Below are 15,165 nucleotides of genomic sequence, written 5' to 3'. Positions count from 1 at the left end.
TTGTTGCGCCCGGAGACGAGCCTTACTATTCGAAGGCGCTGCCGGAAAGATGGTTGCTGGCAGAAGCTTTCACCGCGCCGATCTCCGACCACAGCGAGGCGATCATCGCCGGGTCCACATCGGCCATGATGTCGCGCAGCCAACCTTCGTGGGCGGCTGCCATGGCGACAAAAAGCTCGGTGCCGGCGGGCGTCAGCTTGGCGACGGTAACACGGCGGTCCCCGTCCGGCGTGACCCGCTGCACGAAACCGTCCGTCTCCAGCCGCTCCACCAGCCCGGTCACGTTGCCGTTCGTCACCATGGTGCGCTTGGAAAGCTCGCCCAGCCTCAAGCCGTCCGCTTCGCGATAGAGCTGCGCCATCAAATCGAACTGGGGAAGCGTCGCGCCGAACTCGGTGCGGAGCCGGCGGCGGATTTCGGTGGTGATCAGCTTGGTGGTGGAAAGCATGCGCAGCCAGAGCCGCGTCTCAGGCTTGTTCTTCCCATGCGGGCCATGGGCGATCAGTTCCAGGTCGGCGCTTGCCGCTTCCGCTTCCATGACTATACCCCGAGATATCGATCCTGCAGTTCCGTCGTCAGGTCCGCGGGCCTGCCGCTCCAGGCGCTTCTTCCGTTTTCCAGGATGACGCAGCGGTCCGCAACCGGCAAAAGCTCCGAAAGCGTCTTATCCACCACGAGGATCGACAGACCTTCGGCTTTCAGCCGCCTGATCGCCTTCCAGATATCCTGGCGGATGACCGGGGCAAGGCCTTCAGTCGCCTCGTCGAGAATGAGAAGGCGCGGATTGGTCATCAGCGCACGGCCGATCGCCAGCATCTGCTGCTCGCCACCCGACAGAGATCTTGCCATTTGCCCATGCCGCTCCTCAAGCCGCGGAAAGAGTTCGTTGACGCGTTCCAGCGTCCATTGGCCGGGCCGTGCGGCAGCGACAAGGTTTTCATGAACCGTGAGGTTCGGAAAACAACGGCGGCCTTCTGGCACCAGGCCGATGCCGAGCTTGGCGACATGATGCGGCCGCTTGCCCTTCGTATCCGTGCCGCCGATCTTCACCGCACCGGCACGTGGGGGATTGAGGTTGCAGACGGCACGGATCGTCGTGGTCTTGCCCATGCCGTTGCGGCCCATCAGGGCGACGGCCTCACCCTCGGCAACCGAGAGGTCCACACCGAACAGTGCCTGGCTGGCGCCATAAAACGCTTCGATCTTCGTTACATCGAGCAGCATCAGGCATGGTCTCCGAGATAGGCGGTGCGCACCGTGGGGTCGCGACGGATCTCCTCCACCGTACCGGTCGCAATGATGCGGCCATAGACGAGCACCGAAATCCGGTCGGCGAGCGCAAAGACCGCGTCCATGTCGTGCTCGACCAGCAGGATCGGTGCTTCATGCCGCAGGGTATCGAGAAAGTGGGTCAGCGATTTCGAACCTTCCGGACCCATGCCGGCCATCGGTTCATCCAGCAGGAAGGCTTTCGAACCCAGCGCCAGCGCCATGGCGATTTCGAGCTGCCGGCGCTCGCCATGGGAAAGCTCGGCGGCAGGAATGCGGGCGCGCGCCGTCAGGCCGACGCGTTCCAGCATGGCCATCGCCGTGTCGATCAGCGACCTGTCGCGCATGACCGGTTTGAAGAAGCGGAAGCTTGAGCCCTGCTTTGCCTGGACCGCCAGCATGACATTGCGCAGGCCCGAAAATTCCGGCGCGATCGACGAGACCTGGAAGGTGCGGCCAAGGCCCAACTGGGCGCGCTGGGCAACTCCAAGACTGCCGATATCCTGCCCGGCAAAACGGATCGAGCCGCTATCCTGCCGGAGCGTGCCGCAGATCTGGTGGATCAGCGTCGACTTGCCAGCGCCGTTCGGGCCGATCAGGGCGTGGATTTCGCCCGGACGCAGGTCGAGCGTCACGCCGTCGGTTGCCCGGAGCGCGCCGAAATTCTTGACGAGATTGGAGATCTGGAGAACCGGCTCAACCATGTTTGGCCTTTCCGGCAAGCAGGCCCAGAAGACCGCCGCGCGCAAACAGTACAACGGCGAGCAGGATGAGGCCGAGGAAGAACTGCCAGCGCTCCGTGAGGCCGCCGAGCGCAAATTCGAAGATCACATAGAGCGCGGCACCTGCGAGCGGCCCGAACAGCCGGCCGGTGCCGCCGAGAATGATCAGCACGATCAGCTCGCCCGACATGTGCCAGGAGAGCATGGACGGGCTGACGAAGCGGTTGAGATCGGCAAACAGCGCGCCGGCAAGGCCCGTGACCGCCGCCGAGATCGCGAAGGCGGTGAGCCGGATGCGATAGGGCTGGATGCCGACGGTCGCGACGCGCACCTCGTTCTGCCGTGCCGCCTGCAGCGCCGTGCCGAAACGCGAGGCGCGGATCAGCGCAAAAAGGCCGAGCGCCAGCAGCAGGACAACGTAGCAGATCAGGAAGAAGGTCAGCGGCCGCATGGTATTGACGCCCGGAAACTGGTTGCGGACGAGGATCGACAACCCGTCCTCACCGCCATAGGCGGGCCAGGAGATCGCGAAATAATAGACCATCTGCGCAAAGGCGAGCGTGATCATGATGAAGTAGACGCCCGAGGTGCGCAGGCTGATCGCGCCGATCGCCAGGCCGACGAGGGCCGACAGGATCACCGCGACGATCCAGATAACCCACATCTGCTTCGAGCCGGAGAGGCCGAACAGCAGCGGATCGCCGGAAAAGGCATGGGCCGCCAGAATGCCGGCCACATACCCGCCGATACCAAAGAAGGCTGCGTGGCCGAAGGAGACGAGACCGCCGAGACCGAGCGCCAGGTTCAGGCCGGTCGCGGCCAGCGCGAGGATGGCGATGCGGGTCGCCAGCGTGATGTAGAACGGCTGGCCGAGCGCGTTCGCCGCAAAAGGCACGGCGAGCAGCATCGCCGCCAGAATGAGGTTGATGAGGTTTTCGCGGGTCAGGGTCATCATTGAACCAGGGGCCTCACGCATGCGCCGCGGGGAAGAGGCCGCGCGGTTTGACCGCAAGAATGACCGCCATGACGATATAGATCAGCATCGAGGCCGCAGCGCCGCCGATCATGCCGGCCTGCGCCGGGGCGACGAACAGCGCCAGGATCTTGGGCAACAGAAAACGCCCCATCGTATCGGTAACCCCGACCAGCAGGGCACCGAGCAGCGCCCCCTTGATCGAGCCGATGCCGCCGATGACGATGACCACGAAGGCGAGGATGAGCACCGGTTCGCCCATGCCGACCTGCACCGACTGCAGCGCGCCGACCATGGCGCCCGCGAGGCCTGCCAGCGCCGCACCGAGCGCGAAGACGACAGTGTAGAGCGTGCGGATATCGACGCCTAAAGCGCCGATCATCTCGCGGTCGCTTTCGCCGGCGCGGATGCGCATGCCGAGGCGGGTCCGGGAGATCAGCAGATAGAGGCCGAAAGCGACGATCGCTCCGGCAAGGATGATCGCCAGGCGGTAGACCGGATATTCCGTGCCGCCAGGCAGCGCGACGGCGCCCTGCAGCAAAGGCGGGATATCGAGATAAAGCGGGAAGGAGCCGAACAGCCAGCGCGTGCCTTCCGAAAACATCAGGATCAGCGCGAAGGTGGCGAGCACCTGGTCGAGGTGATCGCGGTCGTAGAGCCTGCGGATCACCACAAGCTCGACGATCGCCCCGGCGGCGGCGGCCGCGACGAGGCTGGCGATCAATCCGATCCAGAACGAGCCGGTCCACGCCGCCACGGTGGCGCAGGCGAATGCGCCGACCATGTAGAGCGAGCCGTGAGCGAGGTTGATCAGACCCATGACGCCGAAGATCAGCGTCAGCCCGGCAGCCATGAGAAACAACATGACGCCGAGCTGCAGGCCGTTGAGCAACTGCTCGAGAGCAAGTGCCAAAGTCACGGGCGGACCTTAGATCTTGCAGTCTTTGGCGTAGGCATCGCCGTGATCGGCAAAGATCTTCTCCACCGTCTTGTTGGTGATGACGCCGTTCTGCTTCACCACTTCCGTCAGGTAGATGTCCTGGATCGGATGCTGGTTGGTGTTGAACTTGAACTTTCCACGCGGGGACTGGATGTCGGCCTTGCGAAGCTCGGCGCCAAAGGCATCGGCGTTCTTGACGCTTGCCTTGGAAGCGGCCGACAGGATGAGCTGGGCTGCGTCATAGGCCTGGACGGCATAAATGGACGGCAGGCGGTTATATTCCTTCTGAAAATCCGCCAGGAACTTCTTGCTTGCGGCATTGTCGAAATCCGGGGCCCACTGGCCGGACGCCTTGGCGCCGACTGCCGCATCGCCGATTGCCGGCAGGACGTCCTGGCTGAAGGAGAAGCCCGGGCCCATGACCGGAATTTTGACGCCCGACTGGGCGAACTGCTTCATGAAGGCGATACCCATGCCGCCCGGCAGGAAGGTGAAGATGCCATCGGCGCCGGAAGCGCGCATCTGGGCGATTTCGGCGGCGTAATCGGTCTGGCCGACCTGCGTGTAGACTTCGGCGACGAGCTGGCCCTTGTAATAACGCTTGAAGCCGGTCAGCGAATCCTTGCCGGCCGGATAGTTCGGGGCGAGGATGAACATCTTCTTGTAGCCCTTGTTGGCATATTCGCCCATGGCTTCATGAAGGTTATCGTTCTGGTAGGCGGCGTTGAAATAGAGCTTGTTGCAATTGGCGCCGGCAAGCGCTGCCGGGGCGGCATTGGTCGAGACGTAGAACTTGCCCTGGGCCACCGCGCTCGGGGCAACCGCCATCAGCAGGTTCGACCAGACGATGCCGGTCAGGATGTCGACCTGATTGCTCTGGATCATCTTGTCGGCGATCTGAACGGCCAGTTCCGGCTTCTGCGCATCGTCCTCGGTGACGACGGTGATGTCCTTGTTGCCGGAATTCTTGATCGCCAGCATGAAGCCGTCACGCGTGTCGATGCCGAGACCGGCCCCACCGCCCGAAAGCGTGGTGATCATGCCGATCTTCAAAGGCTCGGCGAAAGCCATGCCGGCGGTGCTCATGCTCAGCGCCAAAGTGGCTGCAGCAAGCATTTTCTTCATGTGACGAACTCCCGTTTGTTGTTGTGTCGTTCCCGATGCCTTCGACGGACTTGGAGATCCGCCGGGTCTTCTTTGTCTTCCACATTTGCGTGGAAACTTCCACTCTGGTTATACGGCGAAATTCAACCGCTAATCACCATGGTTAAGCCGATGGCTTCTGCTTCAGGCGGAAGCGCTGGATCTTGCCGGACTCTGTCTTCGGCAGCGCATCGGTGAAGACGATCGAACGCGGATATTTGTAAGGGGCGATGACAGTCTTCACGTGATCCTGCAGGATCTTGACCATCGGTTCGCTCGCCTCCGTACCCTTGGTCAGCACCACATGTGCCTCGACGATGGTGCCGCGCGCTTCATCGGATACGCCGATCACGGCGCATTCGAGCACGGCCTCATGCTTTAGCAGCGCTGCTTCCACCTCCGGACCGGCGATGTTGTATCCGGCCGAGACGATCATGTCGTCGGAGCGGGCGGCGAAGTGGAAATAACCGTCCTCGTCCTCGACGAAACTGTCGCCGGTCAGGTTCCAGCCGTCCCTGACGTAATCCATCTGGCGGTCGTCGGCGAGGTAACGGCAACCGATCGGTCCCTTGACCGCGAGCCTGCCGATCGTGCCGCGCGGCACCTCGTTCATGTCGTCGTCGACGACGATCGCCTCGTAACCGGCAAGCGGCTTGCCGGTGCAGGCGGGTTTGGAATCGCCGAGCCGGTTCGAGATGAAGATATGCAGCATCTCCGTGGCGCCGATGCCGTCGAGGATCGGCTTGCCGGTCTTCGCTACCCATTCGTCGAAGACAGGCGCCGGCAGCGTCTCGCCGGCGGAAACCGCGATGCGCAGCGACGACAGGTCGGCACCGGCATCCATCGCCGCCAGCATGGCGCGATAGGCGGTCGGCGCGGTGAAGCTGATCGTCGCCTTGTAGGTCTCGATGATCTCGATCATCTTGGGCGGCGTCGCCTGCTCCAGAAGGGTCGCGGCAGCGCCGAAACGCAGCGGGAAGACCGCAAGGCCGCCGAGGCCGAAGGTGAAGGCGAGCGGCGGGGAACCGACGAACACGTCATCCGGCGTCACGTCCAGCACTTCCTTCGCGTAGGCATCGGCGATGATCAGGATATCGCGGTGGAAATGCATGGTCGCCTTCGGCACGCCGGTGGAACCGGACGTGAAGCCGAGCAGGGCGACGTCGTCGCGGCCGGTCTTCACCGCTTCGAAACGGACCGGCTTGTTGAGCGCCGCCCGATCGAGCTCGGCGTCATGGTTGGCGGTGCCGTCGAAGCCGATCACCTGTTTCAGGAACCGGCTTTCCTTGGCGCAGGCGACCAGTTCGTCCATCAGCCGCGTATCGCAGAGCGCGATCGAGATTTCCGCCTTGTCGATGATCTTGGCGAGTTCGCCGGAGCGCAGCATCGGCATCGTATTGACGACCACCGCGCCGGCCTTCGTCGCGGCCAGCCAGCAGGCGACCATGGCCGGGTTGTTGGCGGAACGGATCAGCACCCGGTTGCCGGGTTTCAGGCCGTAGTCCTCGGTCAGCGCCTGGGCGATGCGGTTCGTCCAGTCGGACAATTCCTTGTAGGTGCGGCGGCGGCCGTTGCCGATGAGCGCGGTGTTGTCGCCGAAGCCGCGCTCGACCATGCGGTCGGTGAGTTCGACGCCCGCATTCATCCATTCCGGATAATCGAAGCTATCAAGTCTGATTTCCGGCCACTGATCCGGCGGCGGAAGATTGTCGCGGGCAAACGTATCCAGATGGCCTGACGGTCCCAGCATATTTTCGTTCCCAAGCGTTTTTTATATAGCGGCTTTTTGCCTTTCGCCCAGAAAAGCACTGCTTTCCCTCGGTTGCAAGAGAGAAAGTTTAAGTTTGTAATAATTTTTCCTCCGACACTTTTTTGAAGCTCCGGCGGGCTTCCATGCCGGCTGATGCGGTGACAGTATGACGTTCGAAATCAGCCGTATCGAGGGGAAAGTGAAGATGCGTCATCGTATCAGCGACTGGGACAATGCCTATGCCAACGGCATCAACATTCCCCAGGGCGACCGCTGGCCGGCAGCATGGGTGGAGCCGGCACGACGCTATCGCGAGGCGCTCGCCACAGCCGGCCGCGCCAGGCTCGGCCTTTCCTACGGCGAGAAGCCGCGCAACCGCTTCGACCTTTTCCTGCCTGAAACCGATCCGGCCGGCCTCGTGGTTTTCGTCCATGGCGGCTTCTGGATCGGTCTCGACAACAGCTACTGGTCGCAGTTCGCCAAGGGTTCGGTAGAGCGCGGATATGCCGTCGCCATGCCGATGTACACGCTGGCCCCGGAAAACCGCATTGCAGGCATCACGCTGGAAATCGGCAAGGCAATCGAGGCTGCTGCAGAGGACGTGGCGGGACCGATCCGGCTGATCGGCCATTCGGCGGGCGGCCATCTGGTGACGCGGATGATCTCGGCCACCTCCCCGCTGCCGGAAGCGGTGCGCAGCCGCATCGTCAATACGGTTTCACTGTCCGGCGTGCATGACCTGCGGCCGATCATGAAGACGAAGATGAACGAAAAGCAGCGGGTCGACGCCGAGGAAGCGCAAGCGGAAAGCCCTGCCCTGCTGGAGCCGCTTGCCGGCGCTCGGGTGACCTGCTGGGTGGGGGCTGGCGAACGTGCCGAGTTCATCCGCCAGAACGCGCTGCTTGCGAGCATATGGAAGGGGCTGGGCGCCGAGACGGAGGCCGTCGAGGAGCCGGACAAGCATCACTTCACCATCCTCGATGGCATGGAGGATCCCGCCCATCCGCTGATGGATGCGCTGTTTTCCTAAAGCGAAGCCGCCGCGCGGGCGGCCTGGTCGTAATGGCCGGAGAGGGCGCGCAGGCGGGCCGCCATGGCCGACAGGGTTTCGCCCGAAACCTCGGTGGCCAGCACCGACTTGACCAGCAACTCCTCGCGCACCGCCGCATAACGCCTGCAGGCTTCGGCGCCCGCTTCCGTTACCATGACCAGCTTTTCCTTGCCGCGACGGCCGGACTTGATCAGTTTCAGCCGTTCGAGTTTCTTCAGCGCGTAGGTCACCACATGCGTGTCCTCGATGTTGAGGACCAGCGCGATATCGGCCAGCGTCTTTGCCTTGTTGCGGCTGTTGATATTGTGCAGCACGAGGATATCGATCGGCGAGAGATCCGGCACGCCGGCAGCCGACATGCACCGGACCATCCAGCGGCTGAATGCGTGGTTCAGCATGATCATGCCGAATTCGATCTCGGAGAGCGCCGGCAATGCGCCGCTCGCCAGGTGCCCGGAGGATACGATCGGGCCGAATTCACTCTTTTCCGATGCCATGATTTTTCCTCCCGGGACGAGTGCGCCGCAGGCGGATGCCTGCGGCGCCCCTCAAATCACATCTTCTTGTAGGCGTCCAGAATGGCGGCGCCATCAGCGCCGGCCTTCTTCGACCAATCCTCGGTCAGCTTGGCGCCGACATCGGCCAGACCCTTCTTGAGATCGGCGCTCGGTTCGAGAACCTTCATGCCGTTTTTCTTGAGGGTTTCCATGTAGGCGGCGGTCTTTTCGGCACCGAGCGCCCAGCCGCGGGTCTCTGCGGCAGCCGCCGCATCGGTGACGGCCTTCTGGACAGCCGGGTCGAGCGCTGCGAAGGCGGCCTTGTTGACGAAGATGACGTTCTTCGGGATCCAGGCCTGGGTGTCGTAATAGTGGGTGAGCGATTCCCAGATCTTGCTGTCGACGCCGGTGGCGCTCGAGGTCATCAGGCCATCGATGACGCCGGTTGCCAGCGCCTGCGGCAGTTCGGCCGCCTGGACCGTGACCGGCTGGGCACCGACGAGATCGGCGATGCGCGACGTGCCGACGTTGTAGGCGCGCCATTTCAGGCCCTTGAGATCCGCCGTGCTGTTGACGTCCTTCTTGGTGAAGATGCCCTGCGGCGGCCACGGAGTCGCATAGAGGAGCTTGAGACCCTGGGCGTCGAGCGCCTTTTCGATTGCAGGCTTGGAGGCGGCATAGAGCTTCTTCGATGCGTCGAAGCTGGTCGCCAGGAACGGCACGACGTCGATGCCGAAGACCGGGTTTTCATTTTCGTGCAGCGAGATCAGCACTTCGCCGGCCTGTGCCTGTCCGGTCTGGACGGCGCGCTTGATGTCCGGCGCCTTGAAGAGCGAAGCGTTGGGATGGATGGTGATCTTGAGAGCGCCCTTGCTGGCGGCATCCACGTCCGAGGCAAACTGGCTCAGGTTCTGGACATGATAATTGGCCGGCGGATAGGCCGACGGAAGGACCCAGGCGGTCTGGGCGAAGGCCGCGCCGCTGGCGGCGAGCAGCGCTGCGCCCGCAAGGCCGGTGCGCACGAGATTGGAAAGCAAGCTTTTCATATCAGTCCCCTTTTTTGTCACTGTGGTTAGCCCGGGAATGCCATTTTCGGCAGAACCATCACGATTTCCGGGAAGACCGTGATGATGGCGACAGTCGCCACAAGCAGGAAGAAGAATGGCAGCGAGGCGCGGGCAACGGTCAGGCTGTCGCGGCCGCTCATCGTCTGCAGCACGAAGAGGTTGAAGCCCACCGGCGGCGAGACTTCCGCCATCTCGACGATCAGCACCAGGAAGATGCCGAACCAGACAAGGTCGAAACCGGCCTGCTGGACCATCGGCAACACCACGATCGTGGTCAGCACGATCATCGACAGCCCGTCGAGCGCTGCCCCGAGCAGGATATACATCACCGTCAGCACCGCGATAAGCGCATAGGGGCTGAGATTGAAGCTGTCGACCCAGGCGGCGAGCGCGTTCGGAATACCGGTATAACCCATGGCAATCGACATGAAGCCGGCGCCTGTCAGGATCAGCATGATCATGCAGGTGAGCCGGGTCGCCCCCATGACGCTGTCCCAGAAGGCTTTTATCGTCAGCGTGCGTGACCAGGCCGCGATGGCGAGCGAACCGAGCACGCCCCAGGCCGCGCATTCCGTCGCCGTCGCCCAGCCGAGGATTAGGGTCGCGAAGACGAGCACGATGAGCAGCGTGACGGGAATGAGGTTGGCCGATTCCTTGAGCTTCTCCATGAAGCTCATCTTCGGCGGTGCGGGCGGCTGCTTGTCCGGGTTCAGAAGCGACCAGACGATGATGTAGCCGGAATAAAGCACCATGACGATGATGCTCGGCAGGAAGCCGGCGAGGAAGATCTGGATGATCGAGACATTCGCCGCGACGGCATAAACGACCATGGTGATCGACGGCGGGATAAGGATGCCGAGCGTGCCGGCGCCGGCGAGAGAACCGAGGCTGACCATCTCGTCGTAACCGCGCTTCTTCAATTCCGGCAGGGCGATCTTGGCGATCATGGCGGTGGTGGCGGCCGACGAACCCGAGATCGAGCCGAACAGGCCGCAGCCGAGCACGTTGACATGCATGAGGCGGCCGGGCAGCCAGCCGAGCCAGGGAGCCAGGCCGCGGAACATCTCTTCCGAAAGCCGGGTCCTGAACAGGATTTCTCCCATCCAGACGAACAGAGGCAGGGCCGCGAGCGACCAGGATGCGCCGCCGCTCCAGGAATTGGTGGCAAGCACGGCGCCGATGGGGATGCCCGGAACGAAGAGCATGGCGATAAAGCCGCAGATCAGCAACGAGATGCCGATCCATACCCCGCCGGCCAGCAGCGCCAGAAGGGCGACAAGAACGACGCCGGCGATTTCAACGAGTTCGATCGTGCTCATGGATCACGCTCCGCTCTGCATGGCGCGCTCGATGACTTCCTCGGCCGTTTGCGGCTCCGGTTTCTCATAGCGCGGCGAGCCGCCGAAAAGGACATGGAGGAGTTCGTCGACGAAGGCGATCGCGAGGATGATCAGGCCGCCGCAGAAGCCGAGTTGCGGGATCCACAAGGGCACCGCGATGACGCCCTGCGACAGGTCGTTGAACTGCCAGGAGGTCTTCGTCATATCATAGGCGAACCAGGCGAAATAAACCGCGGCGGCAGTGCCCGTGGCCAAGGCAACAATTTCGATGACCTGCCGCAGACGACCCTTGAAACGCTCGATCAGCAATCCGACACGGATCATCTCTCCGGAGCGGAACGTGTGGGCGAGGCCGAGGAAGGCGCTTGCGGCCATGCACCAGGAGGCGAAGTCGTCACCGGACGGCACGTCGATATCGAGCGGGCGCCCGGCCGAGAGCCCCAGCATGATCAGGAAAATGGCGACGAGAAAAAGCCCGGCGAGATAACCGGAAAACAGATAAAGTCCATCCAGCACCTTCCGGAGCCAATCCGGGAATATGCTGTGGCGGGGATCAACGGAGGACATGGATGGCCCTCCCGTTACAGGATCTCGAAAACGGCATGGTCGGCTCCCCTCGGTTGCCGGTTATCCGGGTGGAGCTCTTGGCGGCTTCCTGCCCGTTCAGCAAGCATGATGCTTCAATGTGCATTTTCCTGTCAACTAATCATTGACGTTTTATCGACGAAATGTTTTCGTTAGTGCACGCAATTTGATTTGAGGGGCGGAACATGACCGAGGCTAAGTGGGATTTCTGGATCGATCGCGGCGGCACGTTCACCGACATCGTCGGCCGAAAGCCGGACGGATCGCTCGTCGCCCATAAGGTCTTGTCCGAAAATCCGGAAGCCTATCGCGACGCCGCCGTGCAGGGGATCCGCGAGCTTCTCGGCGTGCCCGCCGGCGCCGCCATCCCCGCCGATGCGATCGGCGCTGTGAAGATGGGTACGACGGTCGCCACCAATGCGCTGCTGGAGCGCAAGGGCGAGCGCACGCTGCTCGTGACGACCCGCGGCTTCCGGGACGCGCTGGCGATCGGCTATCAGGCCCGCGCCGACATTTTTGCCAAGAAGATCATCAAGCCGGAGCTGCTCTACAAGCACGTGGTCGAGGTGGACGAACGGGTCCGCGCCGACGGCACGATCGAGGCGGCACCGGACGAAAAGACGATCCGCGGCCAGTTGCAGGAGCAGTATGACGCGGGCTTCCGCGCCGTCGCGATCGTCCTGATGCATGCCTATCGCTTCCCGGCGCATGAGCAGCTGATTTCGAATATCGCACGCGACATCGGCTTTACCCAGGTTTCCGTCAGCCATGAGGTCTCGCCGCTGATCAAGCTGGTCGGTCGCGGCGACACGACTGTGGTCGACGCCTATCTGTCGCCAATCCTGCGCCGCTACGTGGAGCAGGTTGCCGGCGAGCTCGGAACCGGGCTCGACGTCGCCGACAGCCAAGGCGCGCAGCTGATGTTCATGCAGTCCTCGGGCGGATTGACTGCGGCACGGCTGTTCCAGGGCAAGGATGCGATCCTCTCGGGGCCTGCCGGCGGCGTGGTCGGGGCGGTCGAGACTTCGCGGTTGGCGGGCTTCAACCGGATGATCGGCTTCGATATGGGCGGCACGTCGACCGACGTTTCCCATTATGACGGCGAGCTGGAACGCTCGTTCGAAACCGAAGTGGCGGGCGTTCGCATGCGCGCGCCGATGATGTCGATCCACACAGTCGCTGCCGGCGGCGGTTCGATCCTGCATTTCGAGAATGGCCGTTTTCGTGTCGGCCCGGATTCGGCTGGCGCCAATCCCGGTCCGAAGGCCTATCGCCGTGGCGGACCGCTGACCGTGACCGACGCCAACGTCATGCTCGGCAAGCTCTCGCCAAAACTGTTTCCCGCGATCTTCGGCCCCAACCGCGACCAGCCGCTCGATGCGGATGCCGTGCGCGCCGCATTCGAGGACATGGCCAAGGCGATCGGCGACGGCCGTTCGCCGGAAGAAGTGGCTGACGGCTTCCTGGCGATCGCCGTCGAGAACATGGCGAATGCGGTCAAGAAGATCAGCGTCCAGCGCGGCTACGACGTCACCCATTACGTGCTGACCTGCTTCGGCGGCGCCGGCGGCCAGCATGCCTGCCTGACGGCCGACGCACTCGGCATCTCGACGGTCATGATCCATCCGTTCTCGGGCATCCTTTCCGCCTACGGCATGGGCCTTGCCGACATCCGCGCCAGCCGCCAGCGCACGGTATCGCAAGAGCTTGCGGCCGCGCTGGGAACTCTTCAACCGATCCGTGACGATCTGACTGCCAGCGTGCTGGAAGAAATGGCGTCGCAGGGCGTGACCGCATCCGGAACCGAGGTGCTGCACCGCGCTCATCTGCGCTATCAGGGCACCGACACCACCCTGCCTGTAACTCTCGCCAATGCGGCAGAGATGACGCTTGCCTTCGAGACGGCACACACGAAGCAGTTCGGCTTCATCTTCGAAAACCGCGAGATCATTTTCGAGGCCTATGAGGTCGAGGCGATCGGGGGCGGTGCCGATTCCGACGAACCTGAATTCGAATTGGACAATAGCGCGCCAAAGGCCGCCGAACAGACAAAATTCTTCTCCGGCGGAGCTTGGCGGGAGGCGCCGGTCTACCGCCGCGCCGACATCAAGCCGGGCTCGCGTGCCAACGGTCCGTGCCTGATCGTCGAACCGCACCAGACGATCGTCGTCGAAGACGGCTGGGCTTTCGAGATCACCGGGTTGAACCACGTTGTTCTGAAGCGCGTTGCGGAACTCTCCCGCGCCAAGCCCATCGGCACGCAGGCCGATCCGGTGCTGCTCGAAGTGTTCAACAACCTCTTCATGTCGATCGCCGAACAGATGGGCGTGACGCTGCAGAACACCGCGTCTTCGGTCAATATCAAGGAACGGCTGGATTTCTCCTGCGCCGTCTTCGATGCGGACGGCGCGCTGGTGGCCAATGCTCCGCATATGCCGGTGCATCTCGGCTCGATGGACCGGTCGGTCGAAAGCGTCATCGCTCAGAACCAGGGCAGGATCCGCCCCGGCGACGTGTTCGCGCTGAACGCCCCCTATAACGGCGGCACGCACCTACCGGATATCACCGTCGTCACGCCGGTCTTCGATGCCGAGGGCCGGAACATCCTGTTTTACGTCGCCTCGCGCGGCCATCATGCCGATGTCGGCGGTACGGCGCCGGGTTCGATGACACCGCTTGCGACCACCGTCGATGAAGAGGGCGTGCTGTTCGACAACGTGCTGCTCGTCGATCGCGGCCGGTTCGACGAGGCCGGCATCACCGATCTCCTCTCCAACCATCCCTACCCTGCCCGCAACGTCGCCCAGAACGTCGCCGACCTGCGCGCCCAAATCGCCGCCAATGAAAAGGGCGTGCACGAGATGCGCAAGATGATCACGCAGTTCGGGCTGGACGTGGTCCAGGCCTATATGGGCCATGTGCAGGACAATGCGGAAGAGAGTGTCCGCCGGGTCCTCGAGAAGCTCGGAAATTCCGAATTCTCCTATCCGACCGACCAGGGCAGCGTGATCAATGTGAAAATCACCGTCGACAAGGCCAAGCGCGAGGCGACCGTCGATTTCACCGGAACGAGCCCGCAAAAGAAGAATAACTTCAACGCGCCGGAACCGGTCACCCGGGCCGCGGTGCTTTATGTCTTCCGAGTCATGGTCGAAAGCTCCATTCCGATGAACGCGGGGTGCCTGCGGCCGATCCGCATCATCGTCCCGGAAGGATCGATGCTGAAGCCGCAATATCCGGCGGCGGTCGTCGCCGGCAATGTCGAGACCAGCCAGCATGTGACCAATGCGCTGTTCGGCGCGCTCGGCGCCATGGCGGCAAGCCAGGGTTCGATGAACAACCTCACCTTCGGCAATGCGACCTACCAGTATTACGAGACGCTGTGCTCCGGCTCGCCGGCCGGCGTGTTCAACGACGGGACCGGTTTCGAAGGCACGGATGCGGTGCATGTGCACATGACCAATTCCCGCCTCACCGATCCGGAAATCCTGGAAACCCGTTATCCGGTGCTGCTCGAAGATTTTCACATCCGCGACAATTCCGGCGGCAGGGGCATGTTCTCGGCCGGCAACGGCACGAAGCGCACCATCCGTTTCCTCGAGAAGATGGATTGCGCCATCCTTTCCTCGCACCGGACGATCAAGCCGCACGGGCTTGCCGGCGGCGAAACCGGCGAGCTCGGCAAGACGACGGTGCGGCGCCTCGACGGCACGCTCGAAGAGCTTGGCGGCTGCGCCCAGACGGTGATCGAGGCGGGCGAGGCGGTGACCGTTCAGACACCGACCGCCGGAGGCTATGGCAAAGCGGACTGATCTGCCGTAACCGAGA

13 protein-coding genes are annotated in these 15,165 nt (G+C 63.0%); 2 read left to right on the top strand and 11 right to left on the bottom strand.

What is annotated here, in order from left to right; all coding sequences use genetic code 11:
- Positions 1-25: 25 nt before the first annotated feature.
- The 7 genes from C5J24_RS07425 to C5J24_RS07395 form a co-directional block, all read right to left on the bottom strand.
- Positions 26-538 carry a MarR family winged helix-turn-helix transcriptional regulator gene (locus C5J24_RS07425; RefSeq protein WP_037080105.1) on the bottom strand — a complete coding sequence of 171 codons (513 nt, stop codon included), beginning with the start codon at positions 536-538 and terminating at the stop codon, positions 26-28.
- A 2-nt stretch (positions 539-540) separates the two neighbouring features.
- The gene (locus C5J24_RS07420) at positions 541-1,224 is read right to left on the bottom strand and encodes an ABC transporter ATP-binding protein (RefSeq protein ID WP_105416925.1); all 684 of its coding nucleotides are present in this window, start codon (positions 1,222-1,224) and stop codon (positions 541-543) included.
- Entirely contained in the window at positions 1,224-1,973 is a 750-nt protein-coding gene (locus tag C5J24_RS07415; protein ID WP_105416923.1) for an ABC transporter ATP-binding protein, read from the bottom strand. The genes C5J24_RS07420 and C5J24_RS07415 overlap by 1 nt, the downstream gene beginning before the upstream one ends.
- A complete protein-coding gene (locus tag C5J24_RS07410; RefSeq protein WP_245446571.1) occupies positions 1,966-2,946 on the bottom strand; it encodes a branched-chain amino acid ABC transporter permease in 981 nt (326 codons plus the stop codon). The genes C5J24_RS07415 and C5J24_RS07410 overlap by 8 nt, the downstream gene beginning before the upstream one ends.
- A gap of 13 nt (positions 2,947-2,959) precedes the next feature.
- Positions 2,960-3,883: a branched-chain amino acid ABC transporter permease gene (locus tag C5J24_RS07405; RefSeq protein ID WP_105416919.1), complete on the bottom strand. Its 924-nt coding sequence runs from the start codon at positions 3,881-3,883 to the stop codon at positions 2,960-2,962.
- Positions 3,884-3,892: 9 nt separating this feature from the next.
- Positions 3,893-5,029: an ABC transporter substrate-binding protein gene (locus tag C5J24_RS07400; RefSeq protein ID WP_105416917.1), complete on the bottom strand. Its 1,137-nt coding sequence runs from the start codon at positions 5,027-5,029 to the stop codon at positions 3,893-3,895.
- A 142-nt stretch (positions 5,030-5,171) separates the two neighbouring features.
- Positions 5,172-6,797 carry an AMP-binding protein gene (locus C5J24_RS07395; protein WP_105416915.1) on the bottom strand — a complete coding sequence of 542 codons (1,626 nt, stop codon included), beginning with the start codon at positions 6,795-6,797 and terminating at the stop codon, positions 5,172-5,174.
- A 166-nt stretch (positions 6,798-6,963) separates the two neighbouring features.
- Between C5J24_RS07395 and C5J24_RS07390 the strand changes: the two genes are divergently transcribed.
- A complete protein-coding gene (locus C5J24_RS07390) occupies positions 6,964-7,827 on the top strand; it encodes an alpha/beta hydrolase (protein WP_245446570.1) in 864 nt (287 codons plus the stop codon).
- On the opposite strand, the gene C5J24_RS07385 is transcribed toward C5J24_RS07390, so the two are convergent.
- Genes C5J24_RS07385 through C5J24_RS07370 form a run of 4 tightly spaced genes read right to left on the bottom strand, consistent with a single transcriptional unit; the run spans position 7,824 to position 11,319 of the window.
- Positions 7,824-8,345, bottom strand: coding sequence for a winged helix DNA-binding protein (locus tag C5J24_RS07385; RefSeq protein ID WP_046600437.1), 522 nt, complete (start codon positions 8,343-8,345; stop codon positions 7,824-7,826). The genes C5J24_RS07390 and C5J24_RS07385 overlap by 4 nt on opposite strands.
- Before the next feature lie 56 nt (positions 8,346-8,401).
- Positions 8,402-9,382 carry a TRAP transporter substrate-binding protein gene (locus C5J24_RS07380; RefSeq protein WP_105417626.1) on the bottom strand — a complete coding sequence of 327 codons (981 nt, stop codon included), beginning with the start codon at positions 9,380-9,382 and terminating at the stop codon, positions 8,402-8,404.
- 35 nt (positions 9,383-9,417) lie between these two features.
- Positions 9,418-10,731: a TRAP transporter large permease gene (locus C5J24_RS07375; RefSeq protein WP_105416913.1), complete on the bottom strand. Its 1,314-nt coding sequence runs from the start codon at positions 10,729-10,731 to the stop codon at positions 9,418-9,420.
- Between the two features lie 3 nt (positions 10,732-10,734).
- The gene (locus C5J24_RS07370; RefSeq protein ID WP_046602831.1) at positions 10,735-11,319 is read right to left on the bottom strand and encodes a TRAP transporter small permease; all 585 of its coding nucleotides are present in this window, start codon (positions 11,317-11,319) and stop codon (positions 10,735-10,737) included.
- A 203-nt stretch (positions 11,320-11,522) separates the two neighbouring features.
- Here C5J24_RS07370 and C5J24_RS07365 point away from each other — a divergent pair, with 203 nt between their 5' ends.
- Positions 11,523-15,149, top strand: a complete 3,627-nt coding sequence (locus tag C5J24_RS07365) for a hydantoinase B/oxoprolinase family protein (RefSeq protein WP_105416911.1) — start codon at positions 11,523-11,525, stop codon at positions 15,147-15,149.
- The last annotated feature ends 16 nt before the right edge of the window (positions 15,150-15,165 follow it).

The sequence above is a fragment of the Neorhizobium sp. T25_27 genome, assembly GCF_002968565.1.
GTDB classification, from domain to species: Bacteria; Pseudomonadota; Alphaproteobacteria; order Rhizobiales; family Rhizobiaceae; genus Neorhizobium; species Neorhizobium tomejilense.
This window is presented reverse-complemented; position numbering and strand designations above follow the sequence as displayed.

Excerpts from the sequence above, each read along its gene's own strand:
- C5J24_RS07425 (WP_037080105.1), bottom strand. The coding sequence starts at position 538 with ATGGAAGCGGAAGCGGCAAGCGCCGACCTGGAACTGATCGCCCATGGC.
- C5J24_RS07420 (WP_105416925.1), bottom strand. The coding sequence starts at position 1,224 with ATGCTGCTCGATGTAACGAAGATCGAAGCGTTTTATGGCGCCAGCCAG.
- C5J24_RS07415 (WP_105416923.1), bottom strand. The coding sequence starts at position 1,973 with ATGGTTGAGCCGGTTCTCCAGATCTCCAATCTCGTCAAGAATTTCGGC.
- C5J24_RS07410 (WP_245446571.1), bottom strand. The coding sequence starts at position 2,946 with ATGATGACCCTGACCCGCGAAAACCTCATCAACCTCATTCTGGCGGCG.
- C5J24_RS07400 (WP_105416917.1), bottom strand. The coding sequence starts at position 5,029 with ATGAAGAAAATGCTTGCTGCAGCCACTTTGGCGCTGAGCATGAGCACC.
- C5J24_RS07395 (WP_105416915.1), bottom strand. The coding sequence starts at position 6,797 with ATGCTGGGACCGTCAGGCCATCTGGATACGTTTGCCCGCGACAATCTT.
- C5J24_RS07390 (WP_245446570.1), top strand. The coding sequence starts at position 6,964 with ATGACGTTCGAAATCAGCCGTATCGAGGGGAAAGTGAAGATGCGTCAT.
- C5J24_RS07385 (WP_046600437.1), bottom strand. The coding sequence starts at position 8,345 with ATGGCATCGGAAAAGAGTGAATTCGGCCCGATCGTATCCTCCGGGCAC.
- C5J24_RS07375 (WP_105416913.1), bottom strand. The coding sequence starts at position 10,731 with ATGAGCACGATCGAACTCGTTGAAATCGCCGGCGTCGTTCTTGTCGCC.
- C5J24_RS07370 (WP_046602831.1), bottom strand. The coding sequence starts at position 11,319 with ATGTCCTCCGTTGATCCCCGCCACAGCATATTCCCGGATTGGCTCCGG.
- C5J24_RS07365 (WP_105416911.1), top strand. The coding sequence starts at position 11,523 with ATGACCGAGGCTAAGTGGGATTTCTGGATCGATCGCGGCGGCACGTTC.